We start from the raw sequence: 16,170 nt of genomic DNA, 5'->3' as shown, positions 1-16,170 counted from the left end.
TTTCAGATGTCCGCTCAGGGTCGCCATCGGCCGATCATCAAGGGCGGTCCGCGGCCAGTTCCGGACAATCGACACAACGCCCTGAATCGCTGACAATCACGACTGATCACTGACCCAATAAACCATGATGAGCATCACAAAGATCGCAGCCCTATCGGACATTCACGGCAATCTCGCGGCTCTGGACGCCGTGCTGAATGACGCCCATCAGCACAACGCCGACGTGATCGTAAATCTCGGTGACATACTTTCCGGTGCACTCTATCCATCTCAAACGGCTGATCGCTTGATGCCTCTCGGACTACCGACAATCAAGGGCAACCACGAAAGACAACTGCTTGCTGGCGATCCGTCCCGCATGGGACTGTCAGACCGTTTTGCCCACCGCGCGCTACGAGATGATCAACTGGCATGGATACGCGATTTGCCGGCGACATTACGACTCACCGACGACGTCCTGCTTGTGCATGGCACGCCAGAAAGCGATTTGTTCTATTTCCTCGAGACCGTAACGGAACATGGATGTCGGCCAGCGACGTTTGATGAGGTCGAAAGCCGCGCTTGCGATGCCAACGCGACTCTGATTCTCTGTGGACACACGCACCTGCAACGATCGATGCGACTAGATCAGAGGTGCCTGATCGTGAACCCAGGCAGTGTCGGGCTGCAAGCATACGAGGATAGTCTTCCGTTTCCGCATCGTATGGAAATGGGATCACCGCACGCTCGTTATGCCCTCGTCACGAGAACTGCATCGGGATGGGACGTCGAGTTTCGCGCTGTTGAATACGACTGGCACGAGGCTGCGAATGTAGCCGCCCGGAACCGGCGACCTGAATGGGAAAAGGCCCTTCGTACAGGGCATTGCTGAATGTATCGTCGCCGGAATCAGACTGGGGCATCCGCATCCGGAAAGCGCTACTGTCGCTTGTGGGTCGGAAGCCGGCAACGGAGAAGCCCGGCTGCCATCCCCGCAATTGCCTTCCGGCGAATTCCAGACGGCAGCCTCCGCCCTTTTCGGGGCGACACACAACAAGTGCAACGACGACGCCTGATGTGTCCGTGCAACACCTCCCACGTGGAAATGGAGGCGTTTGGCGTCGCTGCTCGGCCCAACGTTGAAAACACGCCTGCGCGACAGGTACCGCAGTTACCAAGCATGCGCATTACGCCCAGGATCAACCCGGACCATCACTCGACGCAGCAAGCAGCGGCACCAGCACGTCGCTGATCGGCGTGGGAATCCCGTGAGCCTGCCCGCGACGTGCAATGACGCCGTTGCGGATGTCCCATTCCAGGGGCCGGCCCGCTACGCGATCTGTCAGGATGGATGTTCCCATGTCGGCCGGCGCCGCTTGAAACTTGTGCAGGATTTCCTGCGGGACGTGGTCGCCCAGTTCGGCGCCCTCGGCGCGCGCCACGGCCAGGCACTCTTGCAGATACGCCAGGGCGAGCTTGGCGATGTCGGGCCGGGCGAACATCCCTGAACGCCGATGCGTCAGCGCCATGAGCCCCGCCACCGCGTTCTGCATCAGCTTGCGCCAGGCCTCGGATTTGAAGGTTGCGGTGATGTCGACGGCGCACCGGGTGTCGCGCAGCGTGTTGGCCACCACGCGGGATGCCGGCGTGTCCGGCAACGTTAGCCGCACATCGCCGCGCAAGCGTACCGAGCCATCGGGCTGCGCCTGGGCAGGAAACCACACCACAGCGGGAACGATCTTCGCGCGCGGGGCATGCGCGGCAATTTGCTCCAACTGCTCTACGCCGTTTTGCAGGACGCACACGACGGTCTCCGGCCCGCACAATGCCGCAAGCCATTCCGAGGCGGATTCAACTTGTGTCGCCTTTACCGCGAGGAACACTAGCTCGACCGTGCGATCGATCTGGTCAGGATCAGTTCGCACCGGACCGGGAACGATGATGCGGCGATCGCCATCCAGAAGGGTCAGGCTATCGCGCGGCGAGCGTCCGCACAGCAATGGCGTACGGCCGGCCTCGTGCAGTGCGGCCGCAACCGTCGTCCCGATGGCGCCCGGGCCGATGATGGCGACGGTGGATTGTGTGGTGGTTTCCATCCTGGTTGGCTCTTTGCGGAGCAAGCCGCAGCAAAACTCGGTTGTTCAATTCCAGCCCAAGCCGTTTGCGGCGTTGAAGGGCGAGAGCATGTGACAACGTATTCTATTGGGCCTGCGTCAGTTGGAGCCGTTCACCACTCAGGACTTTGATGCCAACGCCTGCGCCAACGCCGCTTTTGCGCGTTCCGCCGCCTGCGCATCGCCCTGTTCCGCCAGCACCTGCGTCAGCTGACGCATCTGGCCGGCGCTTAATCCTACGCGCATGCTGGCCCGCACATGCGCCAGCAATTGCGGCTCCGCGCCGGGCGTCGCAGCCAGCGCGCCGACGGTCGCCAGCTCCCGGCTTTGCCAATCCAGGTTGTCGCGTTCGAAGATGTCGCCGAACAGATGCGCTTGCAGGAACTGGTTGATGACGGGCGCAAAGTCGAACAACGGGCCTTGTACCGGCGCGCCGGAGATCTTCGTCTGATTGGCCTTGCCGGCCGCCAACAATGCATCGCCGGTGGCGACGGCGCGGCTGGGTTCTACGCCGATCGGGTCTTGAATGCCGCGCTGCTTGCGGGCGTCCACGACTTTCATTAGTTCAGACAGCGCATTCAGGCTGCGCGGAAAGCCCGTGTACGCGTAAAGCTGAACCAGAATTTCCTTGGATTCGTTTATGGTCAGGCCGGCGTCAAGCCCGGCGTTCAAGGCGGCGTTAAGCCGGGGCATGTCGCTGGTGGCCATGAATGCGGCAATAGGCGGAATCGCCTGTTGCCGTGCGTTCAAGGCGTCGGAGGTGTCGGCCGTTGCATTCGTCGACGCGGCGGCACCGGCGGCCGATGCCGCGGCGGCCGATGCCGCGGCGGCCGACGTACCAGCCGCCGCATCCCCCGATTTCGCGAGGGATTCGGCCGGCATCATGCCCGACATCAAGAACGACGCGCACAGCGCACTGAGGGATTTCTTCATTTCGGGCTTCGCTCCGGCTTGGCGTGACTGAAGCTGAAATGGTACGGGCCTAGGGCTGTTGGATTAAGCCCCCTATTCCGCATTCACTCGTGAAATCGATTCATCAATGTCCGCCCCGCTCTGCCTGCGCCCCACGCTGCCCTAACGCCGAACCCGCAATGCCTCAATCACCAACGCCATGGCCGGCGCCATCTGGCGGCGGCTGGCGTAGTAAAGGTGATATCCCGGCAGCCGCGGCCACCAGTCTTGCAGAATCGGAATCAGGCGGCCGCTTTCAAGATGCGGCGCGGCCAGATCTTCGGGCACATACGCCAGCCCCTGCCCATCCAACGCCGCTTGCAGCATTAAGAACGTGTTGTTGAAAATCGCCTGCCCTTGCACGCGAACGGCCAACGACTTCTTGCCCTTTTCGAAGTCCCAGGCGTACAGGCCGCCATGCGTCGGCAAGCGCAGATTGATGCACGGATAGCGGGTCAGGTCGTTGGGCGTTGAGGGCAGCGGCTGCGAACCCAGGCAATCGGGTGACGCCACCACCGCCATGCGCAGATCCGGCCCGATGCGCACGGCGATCATGTCCTTGTCTACGATATCGCCCACGCGCACGCCGGCGTCGAAATTCTGTTCGACGATATTGGTCAACGCGTAATCCACGTTCAACTCCACACGCACGTCCGGGTACGCGCGCAGCAGTTCGCGCAACTTGGGCCACAGCACCGTGGCAATGGCGTGGTCGTTGGCGGTGATGCGTACGGTGCCAGCGGGTTTGTCTTGCGCCGAGCGCAACGCGGCCAGCTCGGCGTCCAGCTCGCTGAACATCGGTGACAAGGTGCTCAACAGGCGCGCGCCGGCTTCGGTCAGAGACACACTGCGAGTCGTGCGCGTCAGCAGACGCACGCCCAGACGGGCTTCCAGCGTGGTCATGGTGTGGCTCAGCGCCGACCGCGACACATTTAACTGAGCTGCCGCGCGCGTAAAGCTGCGCGCCTGCGCCACAGCGACAAACGCGCGCAAGTCGTTGAGGTTTTCCGTGGCCATTGGTGAATTCCATGCATAGGTGTATGCGGATTTTGCCATCTTATCGCCCAATGGATGGCTCCCTATACTCATTTCAACGACGGACCTGCCCGCATAAACGCTGCGGCCCCGGTCCCTTCCCCACCGCCTTCGATTGGACGCCCACCCATCATGAAACCCCTAGCCGCTGCCGCCGTTTCCCTATCGCTTGCCGTCTCTGCGGCGTCCGCCAAGGAAGATGGCGCGTTGATTACCGTCACCCCCATTGGCACGCAGCCGTCCGCGCAGGGCTCGGCGGACTACTTCACCGGTTCTGTCCGTGTCGATTCGTTGTTCAACCGGCCCGCGCCTGCCCGAGTCGGTGGCGGCACGGTCACGTTTGAACCCGGAGCACGTACCGCGTGGCATACGCATCCGCTGGGTCAGACCTTGATCGTGACTGCGGGCGCCGGACTGGTGCAGGAATGGGACGGCCCGGTACGTGAGATACGCCCGGGTGATGTCGTCTGGATTCCGCCGCAGGTCAAACATTGGCATGGCGCGGCGCCGGCTACGGGCATGACGCATATCGCGATTGCCGAAGCGTTGGATGGCAAGGCGGTCGACTGGATGGAAAAAGTCAGCGACGCGCAGTACGCGGTGCGCTAAACGGAATAGCGGCGGCGCAGAGCCGCCACCCTGAATGCGCCATCCCCTATCCCCTATCCCCTATCCCCTATCCCCTATCCCCTATCCCCTATCCCCTAAATCCCAACTGCCGCGACAGCTCCGCCGCGCACGCCAGCAACGCGCGCGGCACGTCGCCATCCCAGTCCGGCGGCAGGCGCGCCGCTTCGCAGGTGGTGGATAGCGCCAGCACCATGTCGCCATTGGCGTCGAACACCGGCGCCGAAAACGCATTGACCGTGACCTTGTGCCGCGGCGATGGCGCGCTGCCGACCACGCGCGCCAAGCCGTGAACGCGGGCCTCTTCCACGCGTTGCGCAAAATTGCCGGTGTCGGGGTGGCCTTCTGCCGCGCGGGCATCCAGTTCGTGCGCGATGACGGATTGCACGACTTCTGGCGGCATGAACGCCGCGAACACCGCGCCGGTCGCCGATTGCGTCAGGCTGACGACGACGCCTGTCTGCAAGTACGGGCTGACGGGCGTGGGCGACGGTTCCCATCGGATGATGGTGGCGCCCTGGTTGCCCCACACCGCCAGGCCAACGGTACGTTGGCCGATCCGCTGGCAAATCTCGGGCAATGCCGCCGTGGCGTATCGCACGGCGTGCAAGGCGGATAGCCCGGAGCCCGGCTCCGCTGCGGTGCCAGACGCTTCGCCCAAGTCATGCGCAAAGGTCAGCCGATAGGCGCCATCGCCAAACGCCAATGGCCGCTGGCCAGCGCGATGCAGGTTGTGAACCTGGCCCAGGTAGATGACATGGTCGCCACCCGGGTACGCCGCAATCTTTTCGCATTCCAGATAAGCGGCGCAGTCGTCAAGAATGGGAACGCCGCCTTCGCCTGCGCGATAGCCCACGCCTTCGAATTTGTCGCCGCCGGATTTGGCGAAGCGGTTTGATACCGGCACCTGATGGTCGGCCAGAATGTTGACGACAAAGCGTGGCGCGTCACGAAACGCGGGATAGCTGCTGGATTTCAGCGACTGGCTCCACAGGATCAGCGGCGGGTCCAGCGATACCGAGCTGAAGGAGTTGGCGGTGACGCCAAAGGGGCGGCCCTCGGCGTCCAGCGTGGTCACCACCGTGACGCCGGTGGTAAAGGCGCCCAGCGTGCGGCGCAATTCGCGGGAATCAAACGTGTTCATGCCCTGCCCTCCTTGCTTTTCCGATAGTCGATCAATTGCGCGACCGAAATGATGCATAGCGCGTGATGCAGTGCGAAGCGGACGAGGTCGTCGCGCCGCGCCATACCGCCGTCGTCGCGGACAATTTCACACAGCACGCCGCAGCGGTTTCTGCCTGCCAGTTGCGCCAGGTCTACGGCGGCTTCGGTGTGGCCCGGGCGTTCCAGCACCCCGCCGCTACGCGCGCGCAGCGGAAAGATGTGGCCGGGTCGCACGAAGTCTTCGGCGCGGGATGCCGGGTCGGCCAGCGCGCGCAAGGTGGCTGCGCGGTCGGCGGCGGAGATGCCCGTGGATATGCCGTGACGCAAGTCCACGCTGACAGTAAATGCAGTCTGAAAGGACTCGGCGTTGTCCTGCACCATCAGCGGCAGCGCCAGGCGGTCGAGCGCCGCGCCTGGCATCGCCACGCAGATCAAGCCACTGGTGTGACGCCGCATGAAAGCCAGCGCCTGCGGCGTCATGGCGTCGGCGGCCATGATCAGGTCGCCCTCGTTTTCCCGGCCCTCGTCGTCCACGACGATGACGAATTCACCGCGCGCAATGGCGGCGATGGCGCCTTCTACCGAATCCAATGCGCGCTCTGGCCGGTCGGCCGTGACGTTGCGCAGATCTGCCCGCAGAACCTCCATGGTCCCTCTCCTTCTGACTGAACAAGCGCAGTCTAGGAGCGGCTACCGGCGGCCACAATTTGCGGAAGTGAATTGACTTATAACGATCGCGAATAAATTGCTAGCCCAGCGCTTCCAGGCGTTCGCGGAAATGCTGGCGCAGGTAGGCGCGAAAATTCTGCGCCGCCGCGCTGAGCTCGGCCTTGCTGCGCACGACGCTGCCGTAACGGCGCGAGGCGTCCAGGTCTTGCACCTGCACGGTAGTGCGCGTGCGGCGCGCGTTGTTCTGCGCCATGGAACGCGGCAGGAAGGTGATGCCGTTGCCGGCGTCGATCATGCCCAGCAGCACCGGCAGCGTCGAGATGATTTCCGGGTTGAAGGCCAGGTTGCGCCGCCCGAACTCGTCGGCCAGGCGCTTGCGCAGCGCCGCGTACCGGTCCAGGAACATCAGGGGATGGTGGCGCACCATGTCCAGCGTGACGACGCCCGCGTCGGCCAGCGGATGGTTGGCGGGTACGACCAGCAGCATGTCCTCTTCGGCCAGCAACTGAAAGCGCAGCCCGCGCGGCGTGCCGTCCAGCGCGGCCACGCCCATATCGGCCTTGCCGTCGACCACGCTGCGCACCACTTGTTCGTAAGGCAGATCTCGCAGCACGACGCGCACGTCGGGATAGCGTTCCTGATAGGCGTGGATGATCGCGGGCATGACGGTGGCGGAGATCATCGGGGTGACGGCCACCGTGACGCGGTTGCGTTCGCTTTCGGCAGCGCTTTGGAAACGCGACAGCGCCGCGCGCAACCCGGACACCGCCTGCTCAGCCGCATCACGCAGGAACAGGCCGTCTTCGGTGGGCTCCACATGGCGGGTCGTGCGCAGCAGCAGTTTCACGCGCAGCTTGTCTTCCAGGCGCTTGACGCGGTTGGTCACCGCCGGCTGAGACAGGTGCAGCTTGCGCGCGGCGACGCTGAAACTGCCCTCTTGCACCACCCATAGAAACGTTTCGAGCTCGTCGAGTTCGATCCGGGTCAGCGAGGGGCGGTCCGACGATTTATTCATGGTGGTTATAAAAGTATCACGCTAGGGAAATTGTGTGGGTGGCGGCGCGACGTCAATACTTCCTGACAGTTTTCGAACCCTGCCGATGGATCAAACATGACACCCAAGACGCCCCGCCAGATGACTCTTGTCGCCTTCCTGCAAGCCCAAAACTGCTCGAACTATGTGGGCTCGTGGCGACATCCGTCAAGCATGAACGACTACCTGTCGCCGGAATACTACCAACGCATCGCCCGCACGCTGGAAGACGGAAAATTCGATATGGCGTTCTTTGACGACCGCCTGGCGATGCCCGATATCTACGGCGCCAGCCACCGCGAAACCGTGGCCCATGGCGTGCGCGCCATCAAGCTGGAACCCACGTCGGTGCTGATGGCGATGGCCATGGTGACGTCGCGCCTGGGCCTGGGCGCCACCTACTCCACCACCTATTACGAACCGTTCCATGTGGCGCGCCTGTTCGCCACGCTGGACCTGATGACCAAGGGCCGCGTGGCCTGGAACGTGGTCACGTCCATGAATGATTCGGAAGCGGCGAACTTCGGCCACTCCGAACACCTGGAACACGATCTGCGCTATGACCGCGCCGACGAATTCATGGAAGTGGTGATGGGCCACTGGGACACCTGGGCCGAAGGCGCCATCGTGGCCGACAAGGAAGCTGACCATTTCGCCGACCCTGACATGGTGCGCCGCCTGGACCACGCAGGCCGCTTCTTTCAATCTCGCGGGCCGCTGACCGTGCCGCGTTCCGCGCAAGGGCATCCGGTGGTGCTGCAAGCCGGCCAAAGCGGACGCGGGCTGGCGTTTGCCGCCCGCTGGGCCGAAGTGGTGTTCGCCAAGTACCCCACGCTGGACAACGGCAAGAAGCAATACAAGGCCTTGAAGGATGGCGTGGAAAGCGCCGGCCGCGACCCCGGCAGCGTAAAGATCTGCCCCGAGCTGAAGATCATCGTGGCCGACACGCAGGCGCAGGCTGAAGAACAGCGGGATCTGGTGGCCAGCCTGTCGCGCCCCATCGATGGCCTGACCATGATCGGGGAAACCCTGAACATCGACTTTTCCGGCCGCCCTTACGAACAGCCGTTCACAGACGAAGAGCTGGCGGCGGTGTCGTGGCAAAGCCTGCGCGACAAGGTCGTGCAAGTCAGCGGCAAGCGCAACCCATCCGTGAAGGACTTTGTTGAAGCCTCGGGGCGCGGCACGCTGAACGATGGGCCGGTGTTCTGCGGCACCGGCAAACAAGTCGCCGACCAGATGGAGGAATGGTTCAACACCGCCTGCGACGGCTTCGTGCTGTCGGCCACATCCGTGCCCGGCACCTATGAAGACATCGTGCGTCTGGTGGTGCCCGAGCTGCAAAAGCGGGGTCTCTTCCGCAAGGAATATGGCGATGCCACGCTGCGCGGCACGCTGGGCCTGACCATTCCCCGCGCCGGCGATTGGCGCGCTGCCCGTTGAGCGCCCGGCCATGACGACACCCCCCGTACGCATGATGTCGGCAAGCGGCATCCTGGGTTATGGCTTTCCTGAAGCCTCGCTGGCCGCGGCATTGCGGCTGAAACCTCACATGATCGGCGTGGACGGCGGCAGCAGCGACCCCGGCCCGCATTACCTGGGTTCTGGCAAGACGCTGAACTCCCGGATGGCCATGAAGCGCGACCTGTCGCTGCTGCTGCGTGGCGCCATCGCCAACGGCATTCCGCTGATGGTGGGCACCTGCGGCGGCGCAGGCGGCGCACCCCATCTGGAAGCCTGCGCCGACATCATCCGCGACATTGCCGCCGAACACGGGCTGCATTTCAAGATGGCGCTGATTCATGCCGAGCAAGACAAGGGCTGGCTCATCGAGCAACTGCGCGCCGGCCGCGTTGAGCCCTTGGACAACGCCCCGGCGCTKACTGCGGGCGCCATCGACAACGCCGTGCGCATCGTGGGCATGATGGGCCCGGAGCCGTATCTGCAAGCCTTGAAGGCGGGTGCGCAGGTGATTCTGGGCGGACGCGGCACCGACCCCGCGCCCTGGGCCGCGCTTGCCATGCATCACGGCCTGCCGCCCGCGCCCGCGTGGTACGCCGGCAAGATGCTGGAGTGCGCGTGCAACGCCGCCATACCGAAGAAGCACGATTGCCTGATGGTGACGGTGGGTGAAGACTATGTTGAAGCCGAACCGCTGAACCCCGAGCTGCGTTGCACGCCGCTGTCGGTTGCGGTGCAGGCGCTGCATGAAACCGCCAGCCCCGTGTTGCGCCACGAACCGGGCGGCGTCGCCGACGCCAGCGCGTGCCGCCTGGATGCAATAAGCGACCGCCGCGTGCGTATCACCGGCATGCAATGGCATCCGGCGCCGTACACGGTGAAGCTGGAAGGCGCACGGCTGGCGGGCTATAGCGCCATCGCGTTTGCCGCCACGCGCGACCCCGGCCTGATCGGGCAGATCGACAGCTTTCTGGCGTTCGTTCGCGAATCCACCGCCACCAAGGTGCAGGCGCTGGGCATCGACCCGGCGGGCTATCAGCTGGTGCTGCGCCATTACGGGCGCGATGGCGTGATGGGGCAATGGGAGCCCAACGCCGGCACCACGCCGCAGGAGGTCGCCATCATCGCCGAGGTGGTGGCGCCCACGCAGGAAGTGGCCAACGCTGCCCTGTCGCTCGCACGCGTGACGCTGCTGCATTCGGACTTTCCGGGCCGCATGTGCCGCGAGGGCAACATGGCGTTCCCGTTTTCGCCGTCGGATATCGAACGCGGCGCGATCTACGAATTCATGTTGCAGCACGTCGTCCGCGTGGACGATCCGCTGGCCATGTTCCCCATCGAATACGAAGAGGTCTAGCGCCATGATCAAGCTGAAACACATCGCTCGCGCCTGCAAGAGCAAGAACGCCGGGCCCTTCCACATCACGCTGGACATCATGTTCGACAAGCCCGCGCTGTTCGAAGCCGTGCGCGCCACCGGCGTCATCAATGCCGAACTGATCTCCGAGCTGTATCACGTGCGCCCTGAAGACGTGCTGTTCACCGAGTACGCCCCGGCGCTGGCCTGGAAAGCCACTTTGCGCCGCCGTATCCCGTCGGGTGCGGTGGGCGACACGGACGTGTATGGCGCGCAGCAGCATGCGCCGTTGCTGGATATTGAAGTGCCTTTGGACATCGCAGCATAGCGAGGCCGGCCGGGGCGAGTGCGCCCCGGTTTCCACGAAGAACCAAGCAATGCCGCCAGGCAATGCCCCAAAAAGTGCCCCCAAGGAGACAACCATGAAAAAAAGCCTGTTGCTGTCCGCCCTGCTGCTTGCGCCCGGCCTTGTGCCTGGCGTATCGCAGGCCCAGGAAACCCTGAAAGTTGGTGCGCTGGTCACGCTGTCTGGCGCTGGCGCCGCGTGGGGCCAGGCCATGCTGTACGCGGCCGAGCTGGCCGCCGATGACGTCAACGCCAAAGGCGGGCTGGAGGTCGGGGGCAAGCGCTACAAGGTGCAGATCATTCCGTATGACGACAAGTACCAGTCCAACGACGCCGTCACGGCCGCCAACCGGCTGATCTCGGACGACAAGGTCAAGTACATCATCGGCCCTACCGGTTCCGCGCCCGCACTGGCCGTGGCGCCGCTGACCGAACGCGAGAAGGTCATCACGATGACGCTGGGCTTCACCGCCAAAGCCTTGAGCCCCGAAAAGCCGTTTTCGTTCCGCCCCAACCTGACGACCGAGGAAACGTCCTACCCGTCGATCGAATGGATGGTCAAGGAATACAAGCTGAAGAAGGTGGGCGCGCTGTTCCCCAACGATGAATCGGGCCAGCAGATTTCGCGCGACTTGGAAAAGGCCTACGAGAAAGCCGGCTCGCAGATGTCGTCCAAGGAATTCTTCGAACGCCAGCGGGTGGACATGGTGCCGCTCTTGACGCGCATGCTGGCGTCCGGCATTGACGCGATCGAGCTGGATGGCAATTCCCCGGCGACTGCCGGCCTGATCGTGCGCCAGGCGCGCGAACTGGGCTTCAAGGGCCGCATCGTGCGTAACGGCGGCCCGGCCACGCCGGAGATCGTCGCGGTAGCCGGCAAGCCGGCCACCGAAGGCATGCTGGTGGGCTCCCTGACCGACCCGGACAGCAAGGCGGTGTCGGACTACGCGCAGCGCTATCAGGACAAGTACAAGAAAAAGATGAACGGCTTCAGCCCCGCTTTCTACGACGCCACGCACATGCTGTTCGCGGCGATGCAGTCGGCAGGCACGGTGGCCGATTCCGACAAGGTGCGCACGGCGCTTGAACAGTTGAAAGACTACCCCGGCATCCAGGGCAAGTTGAACTGGGGCGGCAAGGCGCGCTACGGCATCGACCACCAGGTGGAAGCGCCCTTCTTCATCTCCGAGGTCAAGGACGGGCAGGAAGTGATCCGCGCGCGTTGCTCGGTCAAGGTTTGCGAAACCATCAACCGGTAGGCGGCCATGAGCGTATCCACCCTACTTGCCCAGGCGCTGGTCAACGGCGTCATCATCGGCCTGCTGTATCTATTGATGGCGGTGGGCTTCACGCTGGTGTTTGGCGTCATGCGCATCGTGAACTTCGCCCATGGCGAGTTCTACATGCTGGGCGCCTTCTCCGCTTATCTGCTGGTATCGCACTATCAGATGCCCTTCATCGCCGCCGTCGGCCTGGCCTTTGTCATCGCCCTGGTGCTGGGTTGGGTGATCGAAGAACTGGTGCTGAAACCGTTCCGGCACGACGAGCTGAACGGCATGATCGCCACCATTGGTCTGGCCATGATCTTGCAGGCTGGCGCCTTGATGCTGTACGGCCCCGACCCGCAATTCATGCCTTCGGTTGCCGACGGCATCCTGACGATTGGCGGCGTGGTGCTGCCCATGTCGCGGCTGTATGTGGTGGCCTTCTCGGTGGCGGTGCTGGTGGCGCTGTACGTATTCCTGGGCCATAGCCGCAACGGCCGGGCGCTGCGCGCCGTGGTGCAGGACATGGAAATCGCCACCGCGCAGGGCATCCGGGCGCGGCTGATCTATCCGCTGGGCTTCGGCATCGGGGTGGGGTTGGCCGCGATTGCCGGCGCGCTGATGGCGCCGCTGTTCTCGGTGTCGCCGTTCATCGGGGCGACGCCGCTGCTCAAGGCGTTTGTCGTCGTCATCCTGGGCGGGCTGGGCAGCATTCCTGGCGCGGCGTTGGCCAGCCTGCTGCTTGGCGTGACCGAGAGCGTGGCCAGCACCTTCATGAACAACAGCATTGCCGAGATCCTGATCCTGGTGCTGGTGATGCTTGTCCTGGTCTTGCGCCCGTCGGGGTTGCTGGGCCGGGCGGAGGCCTGACATGAACCATACCAAAGCACTGCGTTCTCTAGCGGTGACGCCGCCGCGCCGCGCGTTGCGGCCCAGCAGCATCGCCGGATTGATGGCGCTGGTCGCGCTGGCCGTCTTGCCGCTGGCCTTGAACGACGCGTTCTACCTGCATCTGGCCATCTTCATCTGCCTGAACGCCATCCAGGTCAGCGGCTTGTCGCTGCTGGCGCGCACAGGACAGGTCTCGCTGTGCCACGGCGCGTTTGCGGGCATCGGCGCTTACGCGTCGGTGGCCGTGGTGATGGGCGCGGGCCTGCCGTTTGCCGCTGGCTTGCTGGTCGCGGTGGTGGCCAGCGCGGCGTTCGCCTGGCTGCTGGGCGCGATCGTGCTGCGCCTGCGCGGCGTGTACTTCGTGCTGGTGACCTTTGCGTTCGGCGAACTGGTGCGGCTATGCCTGCTGGAAGGCGACACGGTAACAGGCGGCGCAAACGGCATCACAGGCATTCCGCCCGCGGCGCTGTTCGGCTACGTGTTTTCAACCAAGGCGTCGTTCTATTGCCTGGCCGTCGTCATCACTGCCGCCGTGTTCTTCCTGCTGCATCGGCTCTACCGCTCACCTGCCGGCCATGCCGTTGATGCGGTCGGTGAAAACGCGAACCTGGCGGAAGCCAGTGGCCTGGGTGTGCGCGGCACGCAGACGTTTGCGTTCACGCTGGGCAGCGCGCTGGCTGGGCTGGGCGGCGCGTTGACGGCGCATTACCTGGGCTATGTGTCACCCGAGTCGTTCAACATGCACTTGTCGGTGGCGCTGATCATCATGATGGTCGTGGGCGGGCGCGCCTATCTGTTCGGCCCGCTTGTGGGCGCCCTGGTCATGACGCCGTTGCCCGAGCTGTTCCGGGGCGCGGTGGAAACGCAGAACATTTTCTATGGCGCGGCGCTGATCCTGATGTTGCGCTTTCTGCCTCAAGGCTTAAGCAGCCTGGGACGCCTCGTGGGAGACAAGCGATGAACGCGCTATTGCAGGTGGACGGGTTGTCGAAGCAATTCGGCGGATTGAAGGCGGTGTCGGGTTTGAGCTTTTCGGTGGCGCGTGACGAAGTGGTCGGCCTGATCGGCCCCAACGGCGCGGGCAAAAGCACCGCCTTCAACCTGATCACGGGCACCATCCGGCCCAGCGCGGGCAAGGTGCGGCTGGATGGCCGCGACATCACGGGCATGTCGCCCAGCCGCGTGGTGCGGCATGGGCTGGCGCGCACGTTTCAATCCGCGTCGGTCTATCCGGGCGCAACGGTGGCCGAGAACATTCATCGCGGCGCCTTGGCCACCCTGCCCGGCTCAATCTGGACGCACGGCATCAACACGGCGGCGCAACGCGAGGGTCTTGCGCGCATCCACCGTGAAGTGGACGACGTGCTGGAGCTGACCGGGCTAGGCCCTTTCCGCGATGTACAGGCGGGCGGGCTGGCCTATGGGCACCAGAAGAAGCTGGGCGTGGCCATTGGCATCGCGACGCGTCCCAGCGTCTTGCTGCTGGACGAACCCGCGGCCGGCCTGAACGGCGAGGAATGCGCCGAGTTCGGCCGCTTGCTCAAACGCCTGCAACACGAACGCCACTTGTCCCTGCTGCTGGTGGAACACCATATGGCGCTGGTCATGGAGCTGTGCCAGCGCATCGTCGTGCTGGTGCAAGGCGAAAAGGTGGCCGAAGGCACGCCGGACGCCATCCGCCAAGACCCCGCCGTCATCGAAGCCTATTTGGGAGCCCCCGACTATGCCCACTCTTGAAGCGCGGCAATTGGCCGTCAGCTACGGCCCGCTGACGGCCGTGCACGACGTGTCGTTCACCGTGGAAAACGGCCAGATCCTGGCCTTGGTCGGCTCCAACGGCGCAGGAAAAAGCTCCACGCTGAAAGCGCTGATGGGCTTGAAGCCGCTGACGCGCGGCACGTTGCATTGGGACGGCCAGGCCATCACCACCCTGCCCGCCGCCGCCCGCGTGCGTAATGGCATCGCGTTGTCACCGGAAGGCCGGCGGCTGTTTCCCCGGATGTCGGTGCTGGAAAACCTGCAAGTCGGCGCCCATACCGTGGGCAGCGCCACCACGCGCCGCCGCACGATGGACCAGGTGTACACGCTGTTTCCGCGCGTGGCCGAACGGCGCGCGCAGATGGCAGGGTCGCTGTCGGGCGGCGAACAGCAGATGGTGGCGATCAGCCGCGCGCTGATGGCGCAGCCGCGCTTGCTGATGCTGGACGAACCCACGCTGGGGCTGGCGCCGAAGATCATCGCGGAAATTGCGCAGGCCATTCTGACGCTGAACCGCGAGGGCGGGTTGTCGATCATTCTGGTTGAGCAGAATGCCCGGCTGGCTCTGCGTTTGTCGCATCACGCCTGCGTGCTGGAGCAAGGCAAGGTGGTGCGCACCGGCACGGGCGAGGCCCTGCTGCAAGACGACTTCATTCAGAAATCTTACCTAGGCGCCGAGACCCGACATGACTGAACACGCCCTTCCCGAATACGAGGTGTACGCGTTGCGCTTTGCCAGCATGACGCGGCGGCAGACCGAGAACTTCATCTTTCGCGACGAGCACGATGGCGTCGTCGAAATGGACTTCTTTGTCTGGCTGATCCGCCACGGCAAGACGGCCATTCTGGTGGACACCGGCTTCGGTGAACGCAGCGCCACGGCGCGCAAGCGGCCGCTGGAATGCTGCCCCATCGATGCGCTGCGCCATCTGGACGTAGACCCGAGCGCGATCCGCGACGTGGTGCTGACGCATCTGCACTGGGACCACGCGGGCAATCTGGACAAGCTGCCCAACGCCACCTTTCACGTGCAAGATGCCGAGATGTCGTTTGCCACGGGCCGCTGCATGTGCGAGCCGGTGCTGCGCCGCGCCTTTGCCGTGGAAGATGTGTGCGACGTGGTGCGGCGCGTGTATGAAGAACGCGTGTGCTTTCATGACGGCGACGATGCGCTTGCGCCCGGCGTGGAGCTGCTGCACGTGGGCGGCCACACCAAGGGCTTGCAAGCGGTGCGCGTGCATACGGCGCGCGGCTGGGTGGTGCTGGCCTCCGACGCCGCACACTACTACGCCAACATGACGCGCCGCATCCCCTTCCCCGTGGTGATAGACGTGGAGCAGATGCTGGCGGGCCACGCCCGCTTGCTCAAATGCGCCACCACGCCCGACCATTTCGTGCCGGGGCATGACCCGCTGGTGCTGGCGCGCTATCCTCACGTCGAAGGCGTGCCCGTGCCCATCGCCTGCCTGCACCGCGAACCGGCTCCCTTGCGTTGAACTTCCGATTCAGGAACCTCACGAC

At 64.3% G+C, this 16,170-nt stretch carries 17 protein-coding genes; 11 read left to right on the top strand and 6 right to left on the bottom strand.

Annotated elements, in window-relative coordinates:
- Positions 1-127: 127 nt before the first annotated feature.
- Complete coding sequence (locus AC1DB0_RS27860) at positions 128-871, top strand: metallophosphoesterase family protein (RefSeq protein WP_476758442.1); 744 nt, start codon at positions 128-130, stop codon at positions 869-871.
- Between the two features lie 307 nt (positions 872-1,178).
- On the opposite strand, the gene AC1DB0_RS27855 is transcribed toward AC1DB0_RS27860, so the two are convergent.
- The 3 genes from AC1DB0_RS27855 to AC1DB0_RS27845 all read right to left on the bottom strand — a co-directional run bounded on the left by AC1DB0_RS27855 (position 1,179) and on the right by AC1DB0_RS27845 (position 4,061).
- Positions 1,179-2,075 (bottom strand): oxidoreductase, encoded by an 897-nt coding sequence (locus tag AC1DB0_RS27855; protein WP_476758399.1) that lies wholly within the window; start codon positions 2,073-2,075, stop codon positions 1,179-1,181.
- A gap of 138 nt (positions 2,076-2,213) precedes the next feature.
- The gene (locus AC1DB0_RS27850) at positions 2,214-3,026 is read right to left on the bottom strand and encodes a carboxymuconolactone decarboxylase family protein (RefSeq protein WP_476758398.1); all 813 of its coding nucleotides are present in this window, start codon (positions 3,024-3,026) and stop codon (positions 2,214-2,216) included.
- A 141-nt stretch (positions 3,027-3,167) separates the two neighbouring features.
- Positions 3,168-4,061: a LysR family transcriptional regulator gene (locus AC1DB0_RS27845; RefSeq protein ID WP_054426757.1), complete on the bottom strand. Its 894-nt coding sequence runs from the start codon at positions 4,059-4,061 to the stop codon at positions 3,168-3,170.
- A gap of 150 nt (positions 4,062-4,211) precedes the next feature.
- On the opposite strand from AC1DB0_RS27845, the gene AC1DB0_RS27840 reads away from it, so the two are divergent.
- On the top strand, positions 4,212-4,688 hold the full coding sequence (locus AC1DB0_RS27840; RefSeq protein WP_054426758.1) for a (R)-mandelonitrile lyase: 477 nt from the start codon (positions 4,212-4,214) through the stop codon (positions 4,686-4,688).
- Positions 4,689-4,776: 88 nt separating this feature from the next.
- Here the strand turns inward: AC1DB0_RS27840 and AC1DB0_RS27835 are convergent, their stop codons facing one another.
- The 3 genes from AC1DB0_RS27835 to AC1DB0_RS27825 form a co-directional block, all read right to left on the bottom strand.
- The gene (locus AC1DB0_RS27835) at positions 4,777-5,850 is read right to left on the bottom strand and encodes a flavin reductase (protein WP_476758795.1); all 1,074 of its coding nucleotides are present in this window, start codon (positions 5,848-5,850) and stop codon (positions 4,777-4,779) included.
- On the bottom strand, positions 5,847-6,518 hold the full coding sequence (gene ribB / locus AC1DB0_RS27830; protein ID WP_447577806.1) for a 3,4-dihydroxy-2-butanone-4-phosphate synthase: 672 nt from the start codon (positions 6,516-6,518) through the stop codon (positions 5,847-5,849). The genes AC1DB0_RS27835 and ribB overlap by 4 nt, the downstream gene beginning before the upstream one ends.
- A gap of 100 nt (positions 6,519-6,618) precedes the next feature.
- Positions 6,619-7,554 (bottom strand): LysR family transcriptional regulator, encoded by a 936-nt coding sequence (locus tag AC1DB0_RS27825; protein ID WP_054426760.1) that lies wholly within the window; start codon positions 7,552-7,554, stop codon positions 6,619-6,621.
- 96 nt (positions 7,555-7,650) lie between these two features.
- Here AC1DB0_RS27825 and AC1DB0_RS27820 point away from each other — a divergent pair, with 96 nt between their 5' ends.
- The 9 genes from AC1DB0_RS27820 to AC1DB0_RS27780 all read left to right on the top strand — a co-directional run bounded on the left by AC1DB0_RS27820 (position 7,651) and on the right by AC1DB0_RS27780 (position 16,145).
- Entirely contained in the window at positions 7,651-9,015 is a 1,365-nt protein-coding gene (locus tag AC1DB0_RS27820) for an LLM class flavin-dependent oxidoreductase (protein WP_476758396.1), read from the top strand.
- A gap of 10 nt (positions 9,016-9,025) precedes the next feature.
- On the top strand, positions 9,026-10,390 hold the full coding sequence (locus tag AC1DB0_RS27815) for an acyclic terpene utilization AtuA family protein (RefSeq protein ID WP_476758395.1): 1,365 nt from the start codon (positions 9,026-9,028) through the stop codon (positions 10,388-10,390).
- Positions 10,391-10,394: 4 nt separating this feature from the next.
- A complete protein-coding gene (locus AC1DB0_RS27810) occupies positions 10,395-10,718 on the top strand; it encodes a DUF4387 domain-containing protein (protein WP_476758394.1) in 324 nt (107 codons plus the stop codon).
- Between the two features lie 94 nt (positions 10,719-10,812).
- Complete coding sequence (locus AC1DB0_RS27805) at positions 10,813-11,994, top strand: ABC transporter substrate-binding protein (RefSeq protein ID WP_054426763.1); 1,182 nt, start codon at positions 10,813-10,815, stop codon at positions 11,992-11,994.
- Positions 11,995-12,000: 6 nt separating this feature from the next.
- Positions 12,001-12,870, top strand: a complete 870-nt coding sequence (locus AC1DB0_RS27800; protein WP_054426764.1) for a branched-chain amino acid ABC transporter permease — start codon at positions 12,001-12,003, stop codon at positions 12,868-12,870.
- Position 12,871: 1 nt separating this feature from the next.
- On the top strand, positions 12,872-13,852 hold the full coding sequence (locus tag AC1DB0_RS27795; RefSeq protein ID WP_476758393.1) for a branched-chain amino acid ABC transporter permease: 981 nt from the start codon (positions 12,872-12,874) through the stop codon (positions 13,850-13,852).
- Positions 13,849-14,628: an ABC transporter ATP-binding protein gene (locus tag AC1DB0_RS27790; RefSeq protein WP_054426766.1), complete on the top strand. Its 780-nt coding sequence runs from the start codon at positions 13,849-13,851 to the stop codon at positions 14,626-14,628. Before AC1DB0_RS27795 ends, AC1DB0_RS27790 begins: the two co-directional genes overlap by 4 nt.
- Entirely contained in the window at positions 14,615-15,343 is a 729-nt protein-coding gene (locus AC1DB0_RS27785) for an ABC transporter ATP-binding protein (RefSeq protein WP_054426767.1), read from the top strand. The genes AC1DB0_RS27790 and AC1DB0_RS27785 overlap by 14 nt, the downstream gene beginning before the upstream one ends.
- Complete coding sequence (locus tag AC1DB0_RS27780; RefSeq protein ID WP_054426768.1) at positions 15,336-16,145, top strand: N-acyl homoserine lactonase family protein; 810 nt, start codon at positions 15,336-15,338, stop codon at positions 16,143-16,145. The genes AC1DB0_RS27785 and AC1DB0_RS27780 overlap by 8 nt, the downstream gene beginning before the upstream one ends.
- Positions 16,146-16,170 lie beyond the last annotated feature (25 nt).

The sequence above is a fragment of the Achromobacter sp. 10T422 genome (assembly GCF_056394065.1).
Note: the sequence above shows the minus strand (reverse complement) of the source record. Positions and strands in the feature narration are given on the sequence as shown.

What these genes read in the sequence shown, in the direction of transcription:
- AC1DB0_RS27860 (WP_476758442.1), top strand. Translation starts at nt 128, where the DNA reads ATGAGCATCACAAAGATCGCAGCCCTATCGGACATTCACGGCAATCTC.
- AC1DB0_RS27855 (WP_476758399.1), bottom strand. Translation starts at nt 2,075, where the DNA reads ATGGAAACCACCACACAATCCACCGTCGCCATCATCGGCCCGGGCGCC.
- AC1DB0_RS27850 (WP_476758398.1), bottom strand. Translation starts at nt 3,026, where the DNA reads ATGAAGAAATCCCTCAGTGCGCTGTGCGCGTCGTTCTTGATGTCGGGC.
- AC1DB0_RS27845 (WP_054426757.1), bottom strand. Translation starts at nt 4,061, where the DNA reads ATGGCCACGGAAAACCTCAACGACTTGCGCGCGTTTGTCGCTGTGGCG.
- AC1DB0_RS27840 (WP_054426758.1), top strand. Translation starts at nt 4,212, where the DNA reads ATGAAACCCCTAGCCGCTGCCGCCGTTTCCCTATCGCTTGCCGTCTCT.
- AC1DB0_RS27835 (WP_476758795.1), bottom strand. Translation starts at nt 5,850, where the DNA reads ATGAACACGTTTGATTCCCGCGAATTGCGCCGCACGCTGGGCGCCTTT.
- ribB (WP_447577806.1), bottom strand. Translation starts at nt 6,518, where the DNA reads ATGGAGGTTCTGCGGGCAGATCTGCGCAACGTCACGGCCGACCGGCCA.
- AC1DB0_RS27825 (WP_054426760.1), bottom strand. Translation starts at nt 7,554, where the DNA reads ATGAATAAATCGTCGGACCGCCCCTCGCTGACCCGGATCGAACTCGAC.
- AC1DB0_RS27820 (WP_476758396.1), top strand. Translation starts at nt 7,651, where the DNA reads ATGACACCCAAGACGCCCCGCCAGATGACTCTTGTCGCCTTCCTGCAA.
- AC1DB0_RS27810 (WP_476758394.1), top strand. Translation starts at nt 10,395, where the DNA reads ATGATCAAGCTGAAACACATCGCTCGCGCCTGCAAGAGCAAGAACGCC.
- AC1DB0_RS27805 (WP_054426763.1), top strand. Translation starts at nt 10,813, where the DNA reads ATGAAAAAAAGCCTGTTGCTGTCCGCCCTGCTGCTTGCGCCCGGCCTT.
- AC1DB0_RS27800 (WP_054426764.1), top strand. Translation starts at nt 12,001, where the DNA reads ATGAGCGTATCCACCCTACTTGCCCAGGCGCTGGTCAACGGCGTCATC.
- AC1DB0_RS27795 (WP_476758393.1), top strand. Translation starts at nt 12,872, where the DNA reads ATGAACCATACCAAAGCACTGCGTTCTCTAGCGGTGACGCCGCCGCGC.
- AC1DB0_RS27790 (WP_054426766.1), top strand. Translation starts at nt 13,849, where the DNA reads ATGAACGCGCTATTGCAGGTGGACGGGTTGTCGAAGCAATTCGGCGGA.
- AC1DB0_RS27785 (WP_054426767.1), top strand. Translation starts at nt 14,615, where the DNA reads ATGCCCACTCTTGAAGCGCGGCAATTGGCCGTCAGCTACGGCCCGCTG.
- AC1DB0_RS27780 (WP_054426768.1), top strand. Translation starts at nt 15,336, where the DNA reads ATGACTGAACACGCCCTTCCCGAATACGAGGTGTACGCGTTGCGCTTT.